This is a genomic window from Actinomadura sp. NPDC048394, assembly GCF_040651755.1.
Lineage (GTDB): Bacteria > Actinomycetota > Actinomycetes > Streptosporangiales > Streptosporangiaceae > Spirillospora > Spirillospora montaniterrae.
In genome coordinates this window covers 20,913-42,803 of record NZ_JBEZJL010000094.1, presented here as the reverse complement: position 1 = coordinate 42,803, position 21,891 = coordinate 20,913, and the positions used below count along the sequence as shown (strand labels likewise).

Genomic DNA, 21,891 nt, shown 5'->3' with positions numbered 1-21,891 from the left:
GCTACCACCTATTTCTACACGACCACGCATACACTCTTTCCCTCCCCGACGCTCTTCCGATCTCAGGGACGGCGCACCGCGCCGCCGTACGCGAGCCCGGCGCCGGGCCGGGCATCGAGAGCCCGGCGCCAGGGCACCGAACCGCCCGGCAGCGGCGGCCGTACCCGTGGGCAGGGAGGCACCTTGGAGAAGCCGTCGTTTTCCTGTGAGTATCGGGGGTATCGAGCCCCGGACATCGCTGGAGCACCTAGGCTTGCCGGGATGACCGGGATGATGGGCGGGTTTATCAAGCGGTACCCGATGCCGCTGACGTTCCTGGGCCTGTTCGCGGCCATGTGGCTGGTGCAGGCCGTCCTGCTGCCGCCGGCGGCGCAGCGCGCCGTCGTCGCGTGGACCAGCACCAACCTGGCGAACCTCGCGGTCGACCCGATCGGCACGATGGTCGCCTCGGCGTTCGTCGCCGAGGGGTCGCAGGGCGCGCTGCTGGTCGTCGCGGTGCTCGGGCTGTTCCCCGTCGTGCGGCGGTTCGGCAACGCGCGCGCCGTCGTGCTCGTCGCGGTCTCGCACGTCGCCGGCACGCTGATCAGCCAGGGCATCGCGTTCGTGCGGCTGGAGGCCGGCCTGCTGTCGGACTCCGTCCGGACGATCTCCGACGTCGGCCCGTCCTACGTGCTGTGCGCGGCGCTCGTCGCCGCGATCCTGTACGGGCGCGGCCGGATCCGCCGGCTGCTGGCCTTCGCCGCCTGGGTCTCGCTCCTGCCCTTCCTGTTCGACGGCCTGCTCTCGCTGGAGGTCGCCGCCGTCGGGCACCTGGTGGCCATGCTCAGCGGCGCGCTGGTCGGCGGCGTGCTGCTGCCGCGCGAGCGCCGCCGCGTCGCGGGCGCCACGCCCGTCGCCGACGTCATCGAGGCCGCCGAGGCCAGGGCCGTGCACGCGGTGCAGGAAGTCGGGGACTCCCTCAAACCCGGCCCCGCCCCCTCCGAAGCCTGACGCCGCGAGCGCCCGCCGGAGGTGCGGCTCAGCTCTGGCCGGGCTCGGGCGTGGGGTTGGACGTGGGGCTCGGGCCCGGCGTACCGGTCGCGGGCGGGTCGGACGGGGTGTCCGGCGGCGTCGTGGGATCGGTCGAGCCGTCGTCCGGCGGGGTCGTCGGGTCGGGGCTGCCGGAGTCCGGGGGAGTGGTCGGCGTGCCGGAGTCGGGCGGCGTCGTCGGGGACGTGTCGCCGGGCTTGCTCGGAGTGCCGCTCCCGGGCTCGTCGCCGTTCGACGGCGACGAACCGACGGGCGAGTCGGCCGGGGAGTTCGGGGTGCTCGGCGAGCCCGGCGCGGTGCGCTGGCCAGGAGCGCCCCCGGCGGGCGTCGGCTGCCCGTCGAACGCGCTGGTCACCGGGTTCTTCGACGGGTCGGCCCTGTCGCCGGTCGCCCGCTCGGAGCCGGTGAGTCCGGGCGGCGGGGTGTCGGTGACCTTGGTCGTCTTCGCCGACGCGGGGTCGGTGCGCCCGGTGCCCGCGGTCGGGACGAGGGACGCGGCGCCGCCGCCCTTCGCGGTGGGCCAGGACGCCAGCAGGCCGATGACGGCGGCCGCGGACGCGGCGACGCCCGCGACGGCGCCGAGGCCCTTGGACCACACGCCGCGCCGCTCCCGCGGCTTGCGGCCGTCGTCGCCGATGACGACGAGCGGGCTCGGGGCGGCGACGCTCGGCAGCGGCCGGTCGGCCTCCGCCTCGCACGCGGCGAGGACCTGGTCGCGCAGCCAGCCGGGCGCCTGCGCGGGCGCGCGCTTGGCGAGCAGCTGCGGCAGCCGCCCCTTCTCGAACGCGGCGATCAGCTCCAGCTGGGGCCCGGCGGAGCCGCGCATCAGCGTGTCGAGGACGGCGCGCTCCAGCCGGGACCGCGCGGCGTTCAGCAGCTGGACGACGGTGTCGGGCGCGAGGCCGAGGACGCGGGCGATGTCGTGGGTCTCCAGCCACTCGCCGGCCCACAGCAGCAGGACCTCGCGGTGGTCGGCGCGCAGCGAGCCCGCGGCGCGCACCAGCGGGTCGGGGTCGGCGAACGGCAGGCCGCCGGGCATGGGGCCGAAGGCGCCGCGCTCGGCGCAGGCGGTGCGGGACAGGGAGTAGAGCCAGAGCACGCTGTCGCCCCGCGGCGGCTGGTGCACCGCCGCGGCGAAGGTGTCCCCGACCGCCGCCGCCGCGAGCTGGTCGCCGACGAGCGACCAGCAGTAGGCGTACAGGCGGGCGGCGTGCGCGTCGTAGAGCGAGCCCAGGTCGCCGCGCATGTGACCTCCCGGTCGTCTCCGCTGCTGGCACCGGATGGCACGAAACCGTGCATACCGGTCGGTAGCGGGACTCTAGCGCCTCGAGTCAACCTGTGAGAAGCCAGGGTGTGAACATCGTGTCGAATAGCACGGAAAGTAATCACTTCGACGGCAGACGGTCATGTTCACCCAGATTTAAGGAAGTTCCCGAAAATTAGCGGATTCCTGATCCGGTTCAGCAGGGAAGGATTCGAACTCGTTATCGAGTTTTTTCGGGAGGTCGCGTGCCACGGCTCACCGAGGACGGCGTCTACCAGCACATTTACGGCGTCTGCTTCAAGACCGGCCCGCCCGGGACGGTCGGTGCCGAGACCGAGTGGTTCGTCGTCGACGCCGCCGACAAGGCGGCCCACGTGCCCGCGCGGCGGGTGCGGATGCTCGTCGACGAGGCCGGGCCGCCGCCCGGCGGAAGCGCCGTCACCTACGAACCCGGAGGGCAGCTGGAACTGAGCTCCGCGCCGTTCCGCGGCGTTTCCGAACTGCATTCGGCGCTCGCCGGGGACATCGCGCACGTGCGGGACGCGCTCGCCCCGGCCGGGCTGGACCTCGTCGGCCACGGCGTCGACCCCGTGCGGCTGCCGCGGTTCCAGGCGGAGCACCCCCGCTACGGGTGCATGCGCGACTACTTCAGCGCGGGCGGGTTCGGCGACGCCGGGCTCGCGATGATGTGCTCGACCGCGTCCGTGCAGGTCTGCCTGGACATCGGCGCCGACCGCGCCGACGCGGCCCGCCGCTGGCGCCTCACGCACGCGCTCGGGCCGCTGCTCATCGCGGCGTTCGCCAACTCGCCGCTGAAGGCGGGCCGCCGCACCGGGCTGCGCTCGTCCCGGCAGGCCATCTGGACCGAGCTGGACCCGTGCCGCACCCTGCCGGTGCTGCGCGACGGCGCGGACGCCGACCCCGCCGAGGCGTGGACGCGGTACGCGCTGGACGCGCGGGTCATGCTGGTCAAGACCGCGTCGGGGGAGTGGGTGTCCGACCCCGGCATGTCCTTCAAGGAATGGCTGGACAAGGGCGAGCCGGGCCCGCAGGACCTGGACTACCACCTGTCCACGCTGTTCCCGCCGGTCCGGCCGCGCGGCTGGCTGGAACTCCGGATGATCGACGCGCTGCCGGCCCGGTACTGGCCGGTGCCCGTCGCGGTCGCGGCCGCGCTGCTGGACGACCCGGCCGCGTCCCGCGCCGCCGAGGAGGCCGCCGAACCGGTGGCGCGGCTGTGGGCGGAGGCGGCCCGCTTCGGGCTCGCCGACCCGGCGCTGGCCGCCGCCGCGCGCACCTGCTTCACGGCGGCGCTGGACGCGCTGCCCCGGATGGGCGCGGACGGTCTCGTCCCGCTGGTGGAGGAGTACGCGCGCCGGTACGTCGAGCGCGGGCGCACCCCCGCCGACGACGGCCCGGCCCGCAACGGCGCCGCCCACGCGGGCTCCGCCCACGATGCCCACCGGCCCCACGATGCTCCCACCACGACGTCCGAGGAGGACCCGACATGGCCCCGCTGAGCTCCCCGGGCCCCATCGCCGAGCACGACGAGGACGCGCTGAAGGACCTGATCGCCGAGGAGCTCGGCGGCGTGCGCGCCCGCAGCTTCGGCCTGACCACCGACGTCCTCGACGGGGACGACCTCACCTCGCAGGTGTCGCCGCTGATGTCGCCGCTGGTCTGGGACCTGGCGCACGTCGGCAACTACGAGGAGCTGTGGCTGCTGCGGGCCGCCGCGGGCGCCGACCCGATGCGTCCCGAGATCGACGGCCTCTACGACGCGTTCGAGCACCCGCGCGCCGAGCGGCCGTCGCTGCCGCTGCTGCCGCCGGACGAGGCGCGCGCCTACATCGGCACGGTGCGCGCCAAGGTGCTGGACGCGCTGCCGTCCGTGCGGTTCGACACGGCGGACCCGCTGACGTCCGGCGGGTTCGTGTACGGGATGGTCGTCCAGCACGAGCACATGCACGACGAGACGATGCTGGCGACGCATCAGCTCCGCAAGGGCGCTCCCGCCCTGCTCGACCCGGTCGCGGAGGCCTTGCAGAAGCCCGCCGCCGCGTCCGGGGCCGACGAGGTGCTCATTCCCGCCGGACCGTTCGAGATGGGCACGTCGGACGAACCGTGGGCGTACGACAACGAGCGTCCGGGCCACATGGTCGACCTGCCCGCCTACTACATCGACGTGGAGCCCGTCACCAACGCCGCCTACCTCGCCTTCATGGAGGCGGGCGGCTACGACGACCCGCGCTGGTGGACTTCCGCCGGCTGGGAGTGGCGCAACACGAGCGGCAAGCGCGCCCCCGCTTTCTGGTCGAGGGAGGGAGGGCAGTGGCTGCGGCGCCGGTTCGGGCGTACCGAGCCCGTTCCGCCGCGCGAACCCGTCCAGCACGTGTGCTGGTACGAGGCGGACGCCTATGCGCGGTGGGCCGGCAAGCGCCTCCCCACAGAGGCGGAATGGGAGAAGGCCGCACGCTGGGACCCCGCCGTACAGCGGTCCCGGAAGTTCCCTTGGGGCGACGTCTACGAGGAGGGCCGCGCCAACCTCGGCCAGCGGCTGCTGCGCCCGTCCGACGCCGGTTCCTACGCGTCCGGTGCGTCGGCCTACGGGGTCCGGCAGCTCATCGGCGACGTGTGGGAGTGGACGTCGTCGGACTTCCACGGCTACCCGGGGTTCCGCTCGTTCCCCTACAAGGAGTACTCCGAAGTGTTCTTCGGCCCTGACTACAAGGTCCTGCGGGGCGGCTCATGGGCGACGCACCCGCTCGCCATACGCGGCTCGTTCCGCAACTGGGACTACCCGATCCGGCGGCAGATCTTCTCTGGGTTCCGCTGCGCGCGTTCCGCGGTTGCCGGGGGGCGTGGGGGGTCGTCCCTCCACAGGGCACAGGCGGGTGAGTCCTGAGTGTGCCGTCATCTCGGTTACCTCGGTCCCGAGAGGACCCTGCACTCGCTCATCTACGAGGGGGAGTACTCCCTTGAGCACCAGGCGTACGCGCCGCGCATGACGCAAGGGAACCTGCTGAACGCCGACGGGTACGGCGCCGGCTGGTACGCCGACGGCGCCGCGGTCCGGTTCCGCCGGGCCCAGCCGCTCTGGACCGACCAGTCGTTCCGCGAGATCGCCGGCGCCGTCCGCGCGTCCTGCGCCGTCGCCGCGATCCGCTCGGCGACCGTCGGGTTCCCGGTCGACGAGTCGTGCGCCCAGCCGTTCCGCGAGGGCACCTGGCTGTTCAGCCACAACGGCAAGGTCGAGGGCTTCGCCGGCGTCGAGGCCAAGCTCCGCGAGCTCGCCGGCGACCTCGCCGGGGTCCCGGACGCCCGCGCCCCGCTCGACTCCGCGCCGCTGTTCGCCATCGCCGTCCGGCACTGGCGCGACGGCGCGTCCCTCGGCGAGGGCCTCGCCGCCGTCGTCGCGGCCGTCACCGGCCTCACCGGCGGCCGCTACAACCTGCTCGCCTCCGACGGGACGGCCCTCGCCGCCACCACCTGGGGCGACTCCCTGTTCGTCCGCGAGGACGCGGACGCGATCCGGATCGTCTCCGAACCGCTGGACGACCGGCCCGGCTGGCGGCCCGTCCCGGACCGCTCGCTCGTCACCGCCGGACCGCGGTCCGGCGTCCGCATAGACCCGCTGTAGGAGGACCACGTGGACCGGTTCCTGACCGCCGACGACCTTGCCAAGACGCTCCGACAGGACGTCCGGGAGGGGCTCGCCGGCACGCCGAAGACCCTGCCGCCCAAGTGGTTCTACGACGAGCGCGGCAGCGCGCTCTTCGAGGAGATCACCAAGCTGGAGGAGTACTACCCGACCCGCCGCGAGCGCGAGATCCTCACCGACCGCGCCCCCGAGATCGCCGCGATCACCGGCGCCCGCACCCTGCTGGAGCTGGGCGCCGGGTCGGGGGAGAAGACCCGGCTGCTGCTCGGCGCGCTCGCCGGGACGCTGCGCGCCTACGTCCCCGTCGACGTCAGCGGCGACTTCCTGGAGGAGGCCGCCGCCGGGATCGCCGCCGACCATCCCGGCCTCACCGTCCGGACCGTCGTCGCCGACTACGAGCAGCACCTGCACCTGCTGCCCGCCGGGGAGCGCCGGCTGATCGCCTTCCTCGGCGGGACGATCGGCAACATGCCGCCCGCCGCCCGCATCGGCTTCCTCGGCGGGCTGCGCGCCACCATGGACGACGGCGACTTCCTGCTGCTCGGCGCCGACCTCGTCAAGGACCCCGGACGCCTCGTCCGCGCCTACGACGACGCGGCCGGCGTCACCGCCGAGTTCAACAAGAACGTGCTGTCGGTGATCAACCGGGAACTGGACGCCGACTTCGACCCCGACGCGTTCGAGCACGTCGCCGTCTGGGACGGCACCGACGAGTGGATCGAGATGCGGCTGCGCTCCACCCGCGACCAGGACGTCCGCGTCGGCGGCCTCGACCTGGACGTCCACTTCGCGGCGGGCGAGGAGATGCGCACCGAGATCTCCGCGAAGTTCCGCCGCGAGCGCCTCGCGTCGGAGCTGGGGGCCGCCGGCATGGAACTGGCCGAGTTCTGGACCGACGAGGCCGGCGACTTCTCCCTCAGCCTGGCCCGCCCCGCCCGCCCCTGACCCGGCGCGGTCAGGCGGGACGGCGCAGTGCGTGGGCCAGGCCCAGGCGCTTGATGTCGGCGGCGAGGCGGGTCGCCACGTAGCGGTGGCCCGCCTCGTCCGGGTGCGTCCCGTCCCGCTTGATGTACTGCGGCGCGTTGCCCCGGCGGGTCAGCCGGTTCCCGGTGATCCACCGCTCCGCGAGCGGGTCGACGAACGGGACCGCCATCTGCGTCGCGAGGTTCCGGAGCGCGTTGCGGACGCCCAGCTCGTTGGGCGGCGGGGTGTCGTTGCCCCACAGCGGCCCCATCAGCACGAGATGCGTGCCGGGCCACCGCTGCCGCGCCCGTTCGAGCAGCGCGCGCGCCGCCGCCGCGACGCGCGGCGGCGGGACCCGCCAGTCGTTGTGCCCGCCCGAGACGATCAGCAGGTCGGGCGCGGGCCGCCAGCCGAGCTGGCTCTCGAACAGCTGCAGGAACGCCTGCCCGGCGACCGTCTTCACGAAGCCGGTGCCGGCCCGTCCCGCCACGATGACCTGCCAGCCCAGCAGCCGCCCGGTCGCCGACGCGTACGTCGTCTCGGGCTGGACGCCGCGGTCCCCGACCGTGTAGCTGTCGCCGAGGAAGAACACCACCGACGGCCGCGGGACCGGCTTCTTCGCGGGCGGGCCGTCCGCCCGGGCCGTCCGCGGGCCGGTCCCGCCGGTGCCGCCGCAGCCGGCCAGCAGGGGCAGGCCGAGCAGGCCGAGGCACAGCAGTAGGGTCGCCGCGCCGCGTCGGGCGCGGCGAGATGTCATGGAGGACCACCAATAGTCGGGTGAGAATGCACCGGTATCTTACTGATCCCCTCCCGCCCCACGCGCCCGTCGCGCGAAACCCCCCGCCCCTCCTTCCCGGGTGATCCCGGGGCGGCCCGGCGCGGCGGGCCATCCCCGGCTACACCCGCCGTTCACCGGGTCCTCACGCCGCGTCCCGCGCCGCGCAACCCGTCCCCGAGAGGGTTCCGCGGTGACCCCCCGACGCCCGCGGCTCCGCGAACTCGACCTGCTCCGCTTCCTGGCGGCGACCGCCGTCGTGCTGTACCACTTCACCGGCTTCGGCGGCGCGGGGCCGTGGCCGGAGCGCGCGCGGGACGTCTTCCCCGCGCTGGGCGCGGTCACCCGGTACGGCTACCTCGGCGTCGACCTGTTCTTCGTCATCAGCGGCTTCGTGATCCTCATGAGCGCGTGGGGCCGCTCGCCGGGCGAGTTCGGCATCTCGCGCCTGGTGCGGCTGATGCCGGCGTACTGGGCGAGCGTGCTGCTCGGCGCCGTCGTGTACGCGGTGTTCCGGCAGGGGCACGGCGTTCCGGGGCTCGTCGTGCCGAACCTGACGATGCTCCAGGGCGGCCTCGGCATCCAGAACGTCGACGCCGTCTACTGGACGCTCTGGGTGGAGATGCACTTCTACGTCCTGGTGGCGGTCCTCGCCGGGATCGGCATCACGTACCGGTCGTGCCTGGTCTTCATGGCGGCGTGGATGTTCGGCGGCGTCTTCGCCGACGAGGCCGGCAGCAGGTTCCTGCAGATCATGCTGGTGCCGACGTGGAGCCCGTACTTCATCGCCGGGATGGCCCTGTACATGATCCACCGGTTCGGTCCGACGCTGCTGCTCTGGGGATACGTCGCGGCGTCCTACCTGCTGGCGCTGCACTGGGGCGGCTGGCGCGCGGACGGCGCGTTCAAGGGCTCCGCCCACCTGCCCGTCGCGGCCGCCGTCACCGGCATCTTCCTGGTGATGATCCTCGTCGCGACGGGCCGCCTGGGCTGGGTGCGGTGGCGCGGCCTGACCGTCCTCGGGGCGCTGACGTACCCGCTATACCTCGTCCATTCGCAGCTCGCGCTGCCGCTGCTGGACGCGCTGTACCCGGGGATGAACCGGTGGGCCGCGCTCGCCGCCGTCATCGCGGCGTCCCTGGCGCTCGCCTACGCGGTGCATCGCCTGGTGGAACGGCCCGGCGCGGCGTGGATGCGGGCCCGGCTGCTGGCGTCGCTGGAGCCGATGCGCGCTATGAAGCGGCCTCCTGCCGGGGACCCGCCCGCAGCGGACGCGACTGTCGAAGACGTGCCCGCCCCGCGCGCCCCCGAGGCGGAGCCGGAACTCGCCACCCGCTGACCGTCCCGCCCCGGCGGCCTTATGTTTGTCGGTCATGGCCATAGGGGTGGACGCCGCGGCGGTGGCTTCGACGGTGGTGAGCCTGGCGTTTGTACCGCGCTTCGTACGGCAGGCCAATGCCGGCGGGACCGCCGGACGCGTCTGGGCCCGTCCAGAAGCGTTCCTCGCTCTGGTCGTAGCGCTCGTCTACATCAACCAGGTGCTCTTCACCGTGTACGTCTTGCGCGTCCACGACGGGGACGCGTCGTTCATAGCGCACTACGTACCGGCGGGCTGGTTCGCGCTGGCGGACGGCTCGTCCATGCGCGCGTTCGCCGCGCACTTCCCTGAACCGGGGCTGCTCGCACCCTGCCTGCTGCGCGTACCCGCGTCCCTGGAGTTGCCCTTCGGGCTGCTCTCCTTCGTAACCGTGCTGCGGTGGCTGGATCGCGGCCTGTACAGGCGCGTCGCCATGTCATGGATGGTGTGGGCCGCGTCCCTCTCCTACACCTTTTCCTTCTGCGTCGTGGAGTGGGTCCTGCACACCCCTTACACGGTGGACGACATCGTCATCCGCGCGTGCACCGGCCTGGTGACGCCGTTGCTCGTCCAATGGCTCGCCCGGCAGGACACCGACGCGCCCACGATCTCGTCGTTCCCGCAGATGCTCCTGTTCGCCATCTCGGTGTGGGCACTGGGCCAACTGGTCCTGACCGTCTACGACACGGCCCTCCTCTACAACCTCGGGCATCTCGCTGGACGCCTCCCAGGCGCCCTCGTCACGGCGGCGATCCTCGTCGCGGCCCGCTGGCGGGCCGCCCGGACGCCCCAGCGCGGCGAACCGGGACTCGCCCTGACCTCCATCGGCACCGGGCTGCGCTGGGCGCTCGCCCTCTTCTTCATCCCGGCACTGGCCGTCCGCTACGGCGTGAACTTCGGGACACCGCTCATCGCGGGCATCGCCGGCCTGCTCATCTGCGCGGCAGGTGCCGTCCACGCACTCCGCGAAGGACTCGCCGGCGCCGGACCGCGCCGGACGATGCTCTGGGCCGCCCAGATCGCCGCCGCGCTGCTCGCCGGGGGAGCGGCCGGCGCCGCCGCCGTCCTCCTGGTCACCGACACCTACTACGAAGCCGGCGTCCTCCGCGCCGCCGCCCTCTGCTTCGCCGTCGCCATCGCGGTCTGCGCCCTGACGGACCGCTGGATCGACCGCCGCCTCGCGGCACCCCCGAAAACGGCCGCGCCGGAGGTGTGACGTTTCCGGACCGCGCCGCGCTGAGGGACATGTGGGTGGCCGCCCGATGTGAGCGGGCATCGGACGGCCACCCTCCTCCGGCGGGCCCGTCTCCCCCGGTCGGACCCGCCGGAGGCAGTATTTATGCAAGCCAGGCCCAATTTATGCAAGCCAGGCCCAGCGTGCTCGCCTGGCGGCTCGCACGCTGACCTTGCTTGGGCGAGCGCGGCCTCGCTTCGCGAGCTTCCCGGCGGGGCTCGCCTTCGGCTTCGCCCCGCCGGTCAGATAGCGCGCTCGCGTGGTGGCTGAGGTCGCTGCTCGGGTGATGTTCGAAGTCCGTGTCAGGCGGGGGAGTCCTGGGGGCGTAGTTCGTCGGCGTAGCTGACGGACAGGCGGCGCATCACGCCGGAATCGTCGATGGAGTACTGGCCCATCCGCCACAGCGGCGGCGAGTACGCGTGGATGGAGACGCTCGCGTCGGCCACCCCGGTGAGCCGGTGGATGTGGTCCGGGCCGAAGCAGAACGAGCCGCCCTCGGCGACGACCGTGCTGGCGTGCGCGCCGCCGATCCGCGGGTTGCTCTCCTCGATGGCGCCGCTGACGACGCGGACCGCGCCCGAGGACACGTCGTGGTCGTGCCAGCCGGTGTCGTCGTCCGGCGTCCAGCACAGCAGCCACACGTCCACGTGCTCGTCCCGGTGGAGCGAGGCGTAGTGCCGGTGGCCGCCGCCCGGGAACGCGACGTGCTGCCGCCACAGCTCCGGCCGCTCCGCGAGGTCGTCCACGAGCGCGCGCAGCTCGCGCTTGCCGAGGGTGCGGGCGGGCAGGTCCGCGAAGCCGGGGGTGCGGGGCAGGACATCGTGGGACACGGTGCGCTCCTTCCTTTCCATGACGGGACGGGCCGACGCGGTGAGCAGCGCAGACGACGACTGAACCGCATCAGTTAACCGTTTCAGTGAAACGGTTCAGCAACCGTCCCGTCAAGTGGAATCCCCCGTTCTGTCAGCGGGGCCGTCTAGGGTTGGAGAGATGTCGGAGAGGCGCAAGCGCGCGACCATCCGTGAAGTGGCCCAGGCGACCGGCCTGTCGCCCGCCGCCGTCTCGTACGCGCTGCGCGGCATCCAGACCTCCGAGGAGACCCAGGAGCGGGTCCGGGCGGCGGCCGAGGAGCTCGGGTACGAGGCGCACCCCATCGCCCGCGCGCTGGCCAGCGGCCGCACCGACCAGGTCGGGCTGCTGTGCGGGTCGCTGGAGGACTACTGGCAGCAGTCCCTCGCCACCGGCATCGGCCGGGCGCTGCTCGCCCGCGACCGCTACGCGCTGATCGTCGACGCGGGCGGCGACCCGGAGCGGGAGCTGGCGCTCGCCCGCCGGCTGCGCGACCAGCGGGTGGACGGGCTGATCGTGCAGCCGCTCGACCCGGCCGCGCCGTTCTGGGCCGAGCTGTCGGAGACGGTCCCGGTCGTGTCGATCGGCGACGCCCTGCACGGCGGCCGGTCGCAGGGCGAGGTCGTGTTCGACAACCGGCGCGGCGTCACGCTCGCCCTGGAGCACCTGCGCGAGCTCGGCCACGAGCGCGTCACCGTGTTCACCTCCACCGGCGCGAGCACCCCCGACCGCCCGGCCGACGTGCACGTCAACGCCGAGGCCGAACGGCTCGGGCTGCGCGTCGGCGTGGTCGTGGTGCCGCAGTCGCTCGCCGAGTCCACCGAGGTCGCGCTGCGCGTGCTCGGCGGCCCCGACCGGCCGACGGCGGTGTTCTGCTTCGCCGACTCCATCGCCTACGGCGTGTACGCCGCGACCCGCGAGCTGGGCCTGGAGGTCCCCGGCGACATCGCGGTCTGCGGCTACGACAATCATCCGATGTCGGCCCTGCTCACCCCGCCGCTGACGTCCGTCGACTGGGACATCGACGGCATCGTGCACGCGGCCGTCCGGCTGATCGTCGACGTCATCGACGGCAAGCCGCGCAAGCGCCGCGTGGTGCGCGAGCCGTCGCTCCGCGTCCGCACCTCCACCGGCGGCCCCCACTCCTGAGCCCCTTGGGCCGGGCTTGTGGAAATCAGGGATACAGGAGCGCGAGGCGGGGGAGGAGGTCGGCGGCCACGGCGATGTCGGTGTCCAGGGGGCGGTCCTCCACGCGCGGGTCGAGGACGGCCTCGGCCAGGTCGAACGCCGACCGCAGCGGCCCGCCGGACGGGGCGCGCCCCTGCATCCGCAGGGCCCGGACGGCCGCGACGAGCTCGCAGCCGAGGCCGAGCCGGTAGGCGGCGACGGCGTCGGTGGTCGCGCGGGCCGACTGGGTGGAGAAGCCCGCGTGCTCCTCGACGCCGCGCGACAGCACGGCGCTGCCGAGCGCGGCGGGAGTGGCGAGCCGGCGCACGTCGGCGAGGCACGAGTGCGCCACGTACTCCAGGATCATGATCCCGGAGGACGCCTCCGTGGCGCCCTGGAACGGGTAGAGGCCGGTGAACGACGGCTCGGCGAGCGTGCCGAGCCGCGCGGCGGCCAGGGCCATCGTCTGGAACAGGGCGGCGCGGGCCGCGTCGAGCGCGAGGCCGACGTAGGCGGTGTGGAAGTTGCCGTTGTGCCAGACCGTCCGCCCGGCGACGTCCACGAGGGGGTTCTCGGCGGCCGCGTTGATCTCCCGGGTGACGACCTGCTCGGCATAGGCCCCGGCCTCCAGCGCCGGGCCGTGGACCTGCGGGAACGCCCGGTAGCCGTACGGGTCCTGGATCCGCATCGGGGCGGGCCGGTCGAAGGCGAGCAGGGTGCGCATCGCGTCGGCGGCCTCGCGCTGGCCGGGGTGGGGGCACGCGTCCTGCACGGGCGGCGCGTACGGCTCCTCCGACGCCCGGACGGCGAAGTGCGACAGCGCGGCCACGACCGTCGAGGCGCGCAGCATCCGCCGCAGGTCGGCGACGGCGAGCGCCGACTCCCCGAGCGTCGCGGCGTTGGAGCTGATGAAGGCGAGCGCGTCGGCGGACTGGAGCCGGTAGCCGGGGCCGCGCTCGGGCGCCCCGTCCGGCCCGGCCAGCCAGGACCGCTCGCCGAGCAGGCACAGCGCGGTCGACGCCAGCGCCGTCAGGTCGCCGGTGCCGATCGCCCCGTACACCGGGACGGGCGGGAGAAGGCCCAGGTTGAGGACGTCCGCCAGCGCTTGGAGCGCTCCAGGTTCGACGCCCGAGCCGCCCGCCGCGATCTGGTTCAGCCGGACGGTCAGCATCGCGCGGACGATCTCCGGGGCGACCAGCGGCCCCGCCCCGGCCGCGTGGCTGCGCAGCAGCCGCAGCCCGTGCGCGTCGGCGTCCTCCCATTCGACGTCCACGACGCGGTTGGCGCCGACGCCGGTCGTCCGCCCGTAGACCGGCTGGGAGCCGGCGACCTCGCGGGCCACCCGCCAGGCCGCGCGGGCGCGCTCCACCCCGCCGGAATCTATGGTGACCGTCACATCCTCGCGGGCCGCGAGCACCACCTGGGAGCAGGTGAGCGAGGTCCCGTCGATAACGATTCGGCTGTTCTCCACGGGCCTACGCTACTTTCCCCTAATTTCAGGTAGTTATCCTCAAGAACCGACGTTCCGGACAAGGCGGGACTCTGACGAGACGGTACACATTGGTTACGGTTGGGGAGAAGGCCGAAGTCGATCATCGGCGTTGCGACGCCCAACGAGGACGTGAATCGTTTGATCACCTTTGAGGGCGTGACCAAGCGCTACCCGGACGGCACCGTCGCCCTGGACGACGTCAGCCTGGAATGCCCCACCGGGCGCATCACCGTGTTCGTCGGCACCTCGGGCGGCGGCAAGACCACCGCGCTGCGCACCATCAACCGGATGGTCGAGCCCACCGCCGGGCGGGTGCTCATCGACGGCGGCGACGTCCGCGAGCGCAGGCCCGCCGAGCTGCGGCGCGGCATCGGCTACGTCATCCAGCACGCCGGCCTGTTCCCGCACCGCACCATCGAGGACAACATCGCCACCGTCCCGTACCTGCTGCGCTGGAACAAGAAGAAGGCCCGCGCCGCCGCGCACGAGCTGATGGAGCGGGTCGGCCTCGACCCGTCGATGGCCCGCCGCTACCCGTTCCAGCTGTCCGGCGGCCAGCAGCAGCGCGTCGGCGTCGCCCGCGCGCTCGCCGCCGACCCGCCGATCATGCTGATGGACGAGCCGTTCAGCGCCGTCGACCCGGTGGTCCGCGCCGAGCTGCAGGACGAGTTCCTGCGCCTGCAGGCCGAGCTGCACAAGACCATCGTGTTCGTCACCCACGACATCGACGAGGCGATCAAGCTCGGCGACCGCGTCGCGGTGTTCCAGACGGGCGGGAGGCTCGTCCAGGTCGACGCCCCCGAGGACCTCCTCGCCCACCCCGCCGACGAGTTCGTCGCCGGGTTCATCGGGCAGAACCGCGGCATCCGCACCCTCGGCTTCGCCGAGACGGGCGGGCTGAGGCTGAGCGACGACGCGGTCTTCGCGGGGTCCGCGGACGCGGCGGACGCCGCCGGGCTGGACTGGGTCCTCGTCGTCGACGAGGACCGCAGGCCCCTCGGCTGGGCCCGGCCCGCCGACGAGACCGGCCCGCTGGCCGAGGCGCGGCTCGTCCCGGTGGGCGCCACCTTCCGCGCCGGCGCCGACTCGGTCCGCGTCGCGCTGGACGCCGCCGTCCTGTCCCCGGCGGGCCTCGCGGTCGGGGTCGACGAGACGGGCGCGGTGGTCGGCACCGCGGGCGGCGCCGACCTGCTCGCCGTCCCCACCCACGGCCTCGCCGACCGCGCCGCCGCCGACAGCGCCGGCGACAGCACCGCGGCCGAGCCCGCCGACGCGCCGGAGCCCGCCGACGCGCCCGTGAAGGGCGGTGCCGGCGACTGATGGACATCGACTGGGGCTGGATCGGCGACCACACCGGCACGCTCGGCGACCACGCCCTCATCCACATCCGGCTCGCGCTGCTGCCGGTGCTGTTCGGGCTGCTCATCTCGCTGCCCGCCGGGCTCGCGTGCCGCCGCTGGCAGTGGCTGTACGCGCCGGTCCTGACCGTGTCGAACGTGCTCTACGCGATCCCGTCGCTGGCCTTGTTCATGCTGTTCATCCAGTACACCGGGCTGAGCGCGTCCACGGTGATGATCCCGCTGACCCTCTACAGCCTGTCGGTGCTGATCCCGAACGTGGTGGACGGCCTCGGCTCGGTCTCCGAACCGGTCCGGCAGGCCGCCACCGCGATGGGGTTCGGCACGCTGCGCCGGCTCGTCCAGGTCGAGCTGCCGATCGCGGTGCCCGTCGTCATCGCCGGCGTCCGGGTCGCCGCGGTGTCGTCGATCAGCCTCGTCGCGATCGGCCAGCTGATCGGCCAGGGCGGGCTCGGCTACGACATCATCCGCGGCTCCCAGCTGCAGTTCCAGACCCAGATCCTCGCGGCGTCCGTGCTGATCGTCCTGCTGGCGCTGGCCACCGACGCGGTCCTCGTGATCGTCCAGCGGCTGCTCACCCCGTGGTCGCGAGCGCGCAGGAGGGCTTCGTGAACGACGTCTGGAACCAGATCCGGCTCTGCTGGACGTGGCTGACCGCGTCCGCGCAGTGGCACGGCGAGGACGGCATCCCGCACCGGCTCCTCCAGCACGTGATCTACAGCGGCGTGTCGCTCGCCTGCGCCGCCGTGATCGGGCTGGCCCTCGGCCTGCTCGTCGGGCACACCGGGCGCGGCGGCTTCGCGGTGGTCAGCGTCGCGAACCTGGCCCGCGCGATCCCGACGTTCGGCCTGGTGGTGTACGTCGTCCTCGTCCACTACAGCATCACGGCCGCGCTGATCGCGCTCGTCGCCCTCGCCGTCCCGCCGATCCTCGTCAACACCTACGAGGGCCTGCGCGGCGTCGACGCCGACGCCAAGGACGCCGCCAGCGGCATGGGCATGACCGGCTGGGGCGTGCTGTGGCGCGCCGAGGTGCCGATGGCGCTGCCGCTGATCCTGCTCGGACTGCGCACGTCCGCGATCCAGGTGGTGGCGACCGCGACCATCGTCGCCTACCCCGGCTTCGGGGGCCTCGGCCGCTACATCATCGACGGGCTGGCCCGCAACGACTACCAGCTCGTCGTCGGGGGGACGGTGCTGGTGGTGCTGCTCGCGCTGATCGTCCAGGTCGTGTTCGCGGCGCTGCGCCGCCTCGTCGTCTCGCCGGGCCTGCTCGGCACCGCCCGTTCCTCCTGACCCTTTCCAACAGAAGGAAACCCACCATGAAGCACATCATCCGTGGCGCGGCCGTCGGCCTCGTGGCCGCCCTGACGCTGTCCGCCTGCGGCGGCGGTGGAGGCGGCGACGACAAGAACCCGCTGTCCGGCGGCGGCGCCGCCAAGGGCACCATCACCGTCGGCGGCGCCAACTTCCCCGAGAGCGGCCTGATCGGCGAGATCTACGCGCAGGCGCTGGAGGCCAAGGGCCTCAAGGTCAACCGGAAGTTCAACATCGGCGCCCGCGAGATCTACTACGACCAGGTCGTGAAGGGCGGCATCGGGGTGATGCCGGAGTACAACGGCGCCCTGCTCACCACCTCGGTCGACAAGACCAGCACCGCGGCCACCACCGACGAGGTCAACGCCGCCCTCAAGGCCAAGCTGCCGCCGTCGGTGGAGGTCCTGAACTCCGCGCAGGCCGAGGACAAGGACTCCGTCACCGTCAACCCGCAGACGGCGTCGAAGTACCACCTGAAGAGCATCGCCGACCTCAAGCCGGTCGCGAACCAGCTCACCATCGCCGGCCCGTCGGAGTTCAAGACGCGCCAGCAGGGCCTCGTCGGCCTGAAGAAGGTGTACGGGCTGGACTTCAAGAAGTTCCAGCCGTTCGACGCGGGCGCGCAGGCCACCCTGGTCAAGCTGCTCACCGAGAACAAGGTGCAGGCCGCCGACCTGTTCACCACCGACCCGACCATCGTGCAGAAGAAGCTCGTCGTCCTGGAGGACCCGCAGCACGTCTTCAGCGCGCAGAACGTGACGCCGCTGGTCAACAAGTCCGCGGTGAACCCGACCGCGGTGGCGGCGCTGAACGCCGTCTCCGCCAAGCTCACCACCCAGGACCTCCTGGACATGATGAAGCGGATCGCGATCGACAAGGACGACCAGGAGAAGGTCGCCAAGGACTGGCTCAGCAAGGCCGGCCTGGTCTGACCCGCCCGGAGGGCCTGGCTTGGCCCGCCCCGAGGGCCTGGTCCGACCCGCCCCCGAGGGCCTGGCCCGACCCGCCCCCGAGGGCCTGGCCCGACCCGCCCTGGAGCCCGCCGCGCCCGCCGCGGCGGGCTTCCGCGTCCCTGGCATGCTGGGGCGGATGAGACAGATCACCGTCCTCGGCGGCTGCGGCGCCTTCCCGGAACCGGGCCGGGCCTGCAGCGGCTTCGCGGTGGACTGGGACGGCCACCGCCTCGTCCTCGACCTCGGCTACGCGACGCTGCCGCGCCTCCTCGCGCACTGGCCGGACGGCGCCCCCGACGCCGTCGTCATCACCCACGAGCATCCCGATCACTGCGTCGACCTGCACGGGCTGTTCCGGCTGCGGTTCTACGGGAGCCCCGGCGCGCCCCGCCTCCCGCTGTACTGCCCGCCCGGCGTCCTCGACCGGCTCGCCGGCCTCGAACCCGACGTCGACCTGCGCGCGGTCTTCGACGTGCGGCCGCTCCCGGGCACCCATCAGGTGGGCCCGTTCCGGCTGACGGGCCTGCCGCTCCCGCACTTCGTGCCGAACGCGGGCGTCCGCCTGGAGGCCGGCGGGACCGTGCTGGCCTACTCCGGCGACACCGGCCCCGACCCCCGGCTGGCCGACCTCGGCCGCGACGCCGACCTGTTCATCGTCGAGGCGACCGACCGTCCCGGCGAGACGGACGCCGCCGTCCGGAACCTGATGACCTCCGCCGAGGCCGGCCGGTGGGCGCGGCAGGCGGGCGCCCGGCGGCTGATGCTCACCCATTTCTGGCCGGGCAACGACCGCGCCGCCGCGGTGGCCGCCGCCCGCGCCGAGTTCGGCGGCGAGGTGCTCGCGGCCGACGAGGGCCGCACCGTCGCGCTGGACGGGCGGCCGCACCTCGATAAAACGTGATGCTTGTCAAGAGTCAAAGGCTCTTCTTTGGGGACATCCATCGCCGACACGTTCGACAAGGAGGACCCCCCGATGCCCTGGCTCATGATTCTCGTCCTGCTCCTCGCGCTGCTCCTGTTCGGGATCGGCTTCACCCTGAAGGTGCTCTGGATCATCGCCGCGATCGTCCTGATCGTGTGGCTGCTGGGCTTCGTCGCCCGCGGCACCGGCCCGTCCGGCCGCCGCGGCCGCTGGTACCGCTGGTAGCCCAGGCCGCCCCCGTGCCGCCGCGCCGCCCGGCCCCGGGCCGGCGGCGCCGGCGGCCGGCCGGCGGTTCGCGGTGCCCCGCAGCACGGCCCGAGGCGCACCGGGTTTTGTCACTGAGTGCGCAATCGGAGGGGGCGCAGTCTCCATTCCGTGAGCAGCGGCCGCCCGGCGGGCGAACCTAGGCTCGGCTCGACACGGCCGGGCCGCGGGCCCGGCGGCACGCCGCGGCGCAGGGGGGACGCCCGCAGGAAGGACGGCCCCATGCACCCGCATCCCCTCCCCGCCCGGTGGCGCCTCGCTGCGGCAGTGGCGCTGACCTGCACCGCGACGGCGGCCCCGGCGGTCGCGCCGGCGCCGTCCGCGCGGGCCGACGCCCTCCGCCCGGACCGGATCACCGTCACCGTGGACGGCGCGCCCGCCTACCGGCTCGACGGCGACCTGCGCTCCGGCGGGATCACCGTCACCGAGGCCACGCCCGACTACAACACCAACAAGGTCCAGGGGCAGGGGACGCTGCGCGGGGCGAAGGGCGGGACGGCGACCGTCCGGTTCGCGCTGACCCGCACCCTCGCGGGCCTGTCGGGGACCTTCGGCCTCGATGACGCCGGAGTGCGGATCTCCGCGACCGTCGTCAGCGGCGTGCGGACGCCCTCGGACGGCACGGTGACCTGGCAGGGCCAGGGGACCGTGGAGGCCGACGGCCGGACGAGCACCCGGACGGTCGGCTTCACCGTCCAGGACCGCCACCCCGACCCGGGCGACCACGCGATCCACCTCGTCCACGCGGGGCAGCAGCGGGTGGCGATCCTCCGGCTGCCCGACGGCTACGACGGCCGGCCCCTCCCGGCCCTGTTCCACTTCCCAGGGCTGTTCGAGACGCCGCTGTTCGCCGAGTTCTACGGGCACATGGCCGACTACGCCCGGACCCGCGGCTTCATCATGATCACACCGGAGCACTACGGCACCGGCTGGCAGGGCGTCGCCGGCGGCCAGCCGGGCGCCGACGTCGACGACCCCGGCTTCGTGTCCGCGCTCCAGGACGTCCTCGTCCACCGCTTCAACGCCGACCCGCGCCGCCTCTACGCCTCCGGCATGAGCAACGGCGGATTCTTCACCAGCAAGCTGGCCTGCGAGAACAAGCGGTTCGCCGCCTACGCGCCGGTCTCCGGCCAGCTCCAGGACCAGGCCGCCTGCCATCCCGGCCGCGCCGTGCCCGTCCTGATGATCCACGGCGACGCCGACCCGATCGTCCCGTACGCGACCGCGACGGCCGCCGCGCCGTTCTGGGCCCGCAACAACGGCTGCGGAACCACGACGACCGACACGAGCCTGCCTGACACCCACCCCGACGACGGCACGACCGTCATCAAGCACGCCTACGACGGCTGCCCCGCCGCCGCGCCGGTGATCCTCTACCAGATCAAGGGCGGCGGCCATAACTGGCCCGGCGGCACGCCGTACCTCGGGCCGCTGCTCGGCGGCACCACCCAGGACATCGACGCCAACGCCGTCATCTGGAACTTCGTGTCGCGCTTCCGCCTCTCCTGATTCAGCCGCCGCCGGCGGGCCGGAGGCGGGCGAGCACCTCGCGCCGGCCCTCGGCGGTCAACCCGAGCCCGACGGCGTCGTCGATGCCGATCACGCCGGTGAGCAGCCCGAGGACGGCGTGGGGTGGTCCCTCCAGGACGAGATCGGGGTCGGTGGCGCGCCCGGTGCGGGCGCGGACCTCCCCTCCGCCGACCTCGATGACGGCCTCCTCGCCCGACGCGATCAGCTGGACGACCGCCGGCGGCGCGCCGGGATCGGCGTCGGCGGCGAACCAGGCGGGAGCGTAGGCGAGCCAGCGCGCCTGGAACGCGTCGTCCGGGCGTTCCGCGTCCATGAGCCGCAGCCCCCACAGCCCGAGCGCCTTCAACACCGGCTCAAGCGCCAGCCCGTCGTCGGTCAGTGCGTACAGGACGGTGGCGACGGGCGGCGGGGCGTCCTCGCGGCCGACCAGCCCGGCGTCTTCGAGCTCCTTGAGGCGGGTCGACAGGAGGTTGGTCGCGACGCCGGGCAGCCCGTTCTTCACGTCGGTGAACCGGGACGGCCCCCGCAGGAGCAGCTCCCGGACGATCAGCAGCGTCCAGCGGTCGCCGACGACGTCGAGGGCGCGGGCGATCGAGCAGTACTGGCCATAGCTTCGCACCCGCCGAGCCTAGCCCACTGCGGTTTACTATAGAAACCAGCTAGTTTAAAAACTAAACTGACGCGATGACCTACGACGAGACCGGCATCGACCGGACCATCGACCGCCTCCTGCGCGAGCATCCCGGCACACCGGGCGACCTCGACCAGTTCCACATCGGCGGCGCCGAAGCGGTCGACCTGCTCATCGGCGGCCTCGCCCTCGCCGAGCGCGGCACCGTCCTGGACGTCGGGTCGGGATTCGGCGGCCCGGCCCGGCAGATCGCCCGCCGCACCGGCAACCGGGTCACCGGCATCGACATCACCCCGGCCTACGTCACCGCCGCCCGCGCGCTGACCGCCGGGTCCGGGCTGGACGGCCTCGTCCGCTTCGAGACCTGCGACATCGCCGCGTTCACCCCCGAACGGCCGTTCCAGGCGGCGATCACCATGCACGTCCAGATGAACGTCGACGACAAGTCGGCCTGGTTCTCCCGCATCGCCCGCTGCCTCGCGCCGGGCGCGCGCCTGGCCGTCTGGGAGGCCTGCGGCCCGCCGGACCTGACCTGGCCGATGCCGTGGTCGCTCGACGGCACCGACAGCTTCGTCGTCCCCGCCGGCGCGCTGCACGCCTCGATCGAGCGGGCCGGCTTCACCACCGTCGAATGGACCGATGAGACGCCCTGGGTCCGGACCTGGATCGACAAGACCTTCGCCGACGGCCCGCCTGCCGGCCCGTCGCTGCCGATGCTCCTGGACGACGGCTACACCCGCGTCATCAACTACATCACCGCGCTCACCGACGGCCCCCTCGAAATCCGCCGGGGCGTCTTCACCCGGGACGGGTGAACGGTCGCCACCGCGGCCGTCCGGCGGTCTGGAAATGCACTTTCATGCCCATGTCGTGGGCGTACCGCCAGACCTGCCCGAAAGCCGCGCGCATCGCCGCGCGGTGGGCGGCATGGCCGCCGCCCACCCCGCCGAAGCCGATGTACTCGAGGAAACCCGGCAGGACGACGCCGTTGTATCCGTAAGCCGGCGTGTGGTCGACGAATTGGTGGAACTGTGCCTCGATCTGCTGCCCCGCCGCCGCGCCCAGCGCCACCGAGCCGTGGCCGGGGAGGGCCACTGCCGGGGCCGCGCGTCGGCACCGTCGGGCG

The 21,891-nt window shown here is 73.4% G+C and carries 22 protein-coding genes; 16 read left to right on the top strand and 6 right to left on the bottom strand.

Going from position 1 to position 21,891, the window contains the following annotated elements; all coding sequences use genetic code 11:
* Positions 1-261: 261 nt before the first annotated feature.
* Positions 262-990: a rhomboid-like protein gene (locus tag AB0C78_RS43850; RefSeq protein ID WP_360760311.1), complete on the top strand. Its 729-nt coding sequence runs from the start codon at positions 262-264 to the stop codon at positions 988-990.
* 28 nt (positions 991-1,018) lie between these two features.
* Here AB0C78_RS43850 and AB0C78_RS43845 read toward each other — a convergent pair whose 3' ends face one another.
* Positions 1,019-2,275, bottom strand: a complete 1,257-nt coding sequence (locus AB0C78_RS43845) for a hypothetical protein (protein WP_360760308.1) — start codon at positions 2,273-2,275, stop codon at positions 1,019-1,021.
* Positions 2,276-2,538: 263 nt separating this feature from the next.
* On the opposite strand from AB0C78_RS43845, the gene egtA reads away from it, so the two are divergent.
* From egtA to egtD, 4 genes are read left to right on the top strand one after another with little or no spacing between them, the layout of a single operon-like run.
* Complete coding sequence (gene egtA, locus AB0C78_RS43840) at positions 2,539-3,813, top strand: ergothioneine biosynthesis glutamate--cysteine ligase EgtA (protein ID WP_360760305.1); 1,275 nt, start codon at positions 2,539-2,541, stop codon at positions 3,811-3,813.
* On the top strand, positions 3,801-5,198 hold the full coding sequence (egtB, locus tag AB0C78_RS43835) for an ergothioneine biosynthesis protein EgtB (protein WP_360760302.1): 1,398 nt from the start codon (positions 3,801-3,803) through the stop codon (positions 5,196-5,198). The genes egtA and egtB overlap by 13 nt, the downstream gene beginning before the upstream one ends.
* The gene (egtC, locus tag AB0C78_RS43830) at positions 5,199-5,933 is read left to right on the top strand and encodes an ergothioneine biosynthesis protein EgtC (RefSeq protein WP_360760299.1); all 735 of its coding nucleotides are present in this window, start codon (positions 5,199-5,201) and stop codon (positions 5,931-5,933) included.
* Between the two features lie 9 nt (positions 5,934-5,942).
* A complete protein-coding gene (egtD, locus tag AB0C78_RS43825; protein ID WP_360760296.1) occupies positions 5,943-6,899 on the top strand; it encodes an L-histidine N(alpha)-methyltransferase in 957 nt (318 codons plus the stop codon).
* A gap of 10 nt (positions 6,900-6,909) precedes the next feature.
* Here the strand turns inward: egtD and AB0C78_RS43820 are convergent, their stop codons facing one another.
* A complete protein-coding gene (locus tag AB0C78_RS43820; protein WP_360760293.1) occupies positions 6,910-7,674 on the bottom strand; it encodes an SGNH/GDSL hydrolase family protein in 765 nt (254 codons plus the stop codon).
* A 211-nt stretch (positions 7,675-7,885) separates the two neighbouring features.
* Between AB0C78_RS43820 and AB0C78_RS43815 the strand changes: the two genes are divergently transcribed.
* A complete protein-coding gene (locus AB0C78_RS43815) occupies positions 7,886-9,031 on the top strand; it encodes an acyltransferase (RefSeq protein WP_360760290.1) in 1,146 nt (381 codons plus the stop codon).
* Positions 9,032-9,065: 34 nt separating this feature from the next.
* On the top strand, positions 9,066-10,265 hold the full coding sequence (locus AB0C78_RS43810; RefSeq protein WP_360760287.1) for a hypothetical protein: 1,200 nt from the start codon (positions 9,066-9,068) through the stop codon (positions 10,263-10,265).
* A 320-nt stretch (positions 10,266-10,585) separates the two neighbouring features.
* Here AB0C78_RS43810 and AB0C78_RS43805 read toward each other — a convergent pair whose 3' ends face one another.
* Positions 10,586-11,113: a cysteine dioxygenase family protein gene (locus AB0C78_RS43805; protein WP_360760284.1), complete on the bottom strand. Its 528-nt coding sequence runs from the start codon at positions 11,111-11,113 to the stop codon at positions 10,586-10,588.
* A 160-nt stretch (positions 11,114-11,273) separates the two neighbouring features.
* On the opposite strand from AB0C78_RS43805, the gene AB0C78_RS43800 reads away from it, so the two are divergent.
* Complete coding sequence (locus AB0C78_RS43800) at positions 11,274-12,281, top strand: LacI family DNA-binding transcriptional regulator (RefSeq protein WP_360760281.1); 1,008 nt, start codon at positions 11,274-11,276, stop codon at positions 12,279-12,281.
* 25 nt (positions 12,282-12,306) lie between these two features.
* On the opposite strand, the gene AB0C78_RS43795 is transcribed toward AB0C78_RS43800, so the two are convergent.
* A complete protein-coding gene (locus tag AB0C78_RS43795; protein ID WP_360760278.1) occupies positions 12,307-13,770 on the bottom strand; it encodes an aromatic amino acid ammonia-lyase in 1,464 nt (487 codons plus the stop codon).
* A 159-nt stretch (positions 13,771-13,929) separates the two neighbouring features.
* Between AB0C78_RS43795 and AB0C78_RS43790 the strand changes: the two genes are divergently transcribed.
* The 7 genes from AB0C78_RS43790 to AB0C78_RS43760 all read left to right on the top strand — a co-directional run bounded on the left by AB0C78_RS43790 (position 13,930) and on the right by AB0C78_RS43760 (position 20,113).
* Positions 13,930-15,111 carry an ATP-binding cassette domain-containing protein gene (locus AB0C78_RS43790; RefSeq protein WP_360760275.1) on the top strand — a complete coding sequence of 394 codons (1,182 nt, stop codon included), beginning with the start codon at positions 13,930-13,932 and terminating at the stop codon, positions 15,109-15,111.
* A complete protein-coding gene (locus AB0C78_RS43785) occupies positions 15,111-15,761 on the top strand; it encodes an ABC transporter permease (protein ID WP_360760272.1) in 651 nt (216 codons plus the stop codon). Before AB0C78_RS43790 ends, AB0C78_RS43785 begins: the two co-directional genes overlap by 1 nt.
* On the top strand, positions 15,758-16,444 hold the full coding sequence (locus AB0C78_RS43780; RefSeq protein WP_151540129.1) for an ABC transporter permease subunit: 687 nt from the start codon (positions 15,758-15,760) through the stop codon (positions 16,442-16,444). Before AB0C78_RS43785 ends, AB0C78_RS43780 begins: the two co-directional genes overlap by 4 nt.
* A 26-nt stretch (positions 16,445-16,470) precedes the next feature.
* Complete coding sequence (locus AB0C78_RS43775; RefSeq protein WP_192808744.1) at positions 16,471-17,397, top strand: ABC transporter substrate-binding protein; 927 nt, start codon at positions 16,471-16,473, stop codon at positions 17,395-17,397.
* 157 nt (positions 17,398-17,554) lie between these two features.
* Positions 17,555-18,319 carry an MBL fold metallo-hydrolase gene (locus tag AB0C78_RS43770; RefSeq protein WP_360760268.1) on the top strand — a complete coding sequence of 255 codons (765 nt, stop codon included), beginning with the start codon at positions 17,555-17,557 and terminating at the stop codon, positions 18,317-18,319.
* 72 nt (positions 18,320-18,391) lie between these two features.
* Positions 18,392-18,565 carry a hydrophobic protein gene (locus AB0C78_RS43765; RefSeq protein ID WP_360760265.1) on the top strand — a complete coding sequence of 58 codons (174 nt, stop codon included), beginning with the start codon at positions 18,392-18,394 and terminating at the stop codon, positions 18,563-18,565.
* Positions 18,566-18,826: 261 nt separating this feature from the next.
* The gene (locus AB0C78_RS43760; protein ID WP_360760262.1) at positions 18,827-20,113 is read left to right on the top strand and encodes a hypothetical protein; all 1,287 of its coding nucleotides are present in this window, start codon (positions 18,827-18,829) and stop codon (positions 20,111-20,113) included.
* A 1-nt stretch (position 20,114) separates the two neighbouring features.
* Here AB0C78_RS43760 and AB0C78_RS43755 read toward each other — a convergent pair whose 3' ends face one another.
* Complete coding sequence (locus tag AB0C78_RS43755; RefSeq protein WP_360760259.1) at positions 20,115-20,753, bottom strand: helix-turn-helix domain-containing protein; 639 nt, start codon at positions 20,751-20,753, stop codon at positions 20,115-20,117.
* Between the two features lie 65 nt (positions 20,754-20,818).
* Between AB0C78_RS43755 and AB0C78_RS43750 the strand changes: the two genes are divergently transcribed.
* A complete protein-coding gene (locus AB0C78_RS43750; protein ID WP_360760256.1) occupies positions 20,819-21,580 on the top strand; it encodes a class I SAM-dependent methyltransferase in 762 nt (253 codons plus the stop codon).
* Here the strand turns inward: AB0C78_RS43750 and AB0C78_RS43745 are convergent.
* A complete protein-coding gene (locus tag AB0C78_RS43745) occupies positions 21,564-21,836 on the bottom strand; it encodes a hypothetical protein (RefSeq protein WP_360760253.1) in 273 nt (90 codons plus the stop codon). The two genes, AB0C78_RS43750 and AB0C78_RS43745, sit on opposite strands and share 17 nt — an antisense overlap.
* Positions 21,837-21,891: the final 55 nt, after the last annotated feature.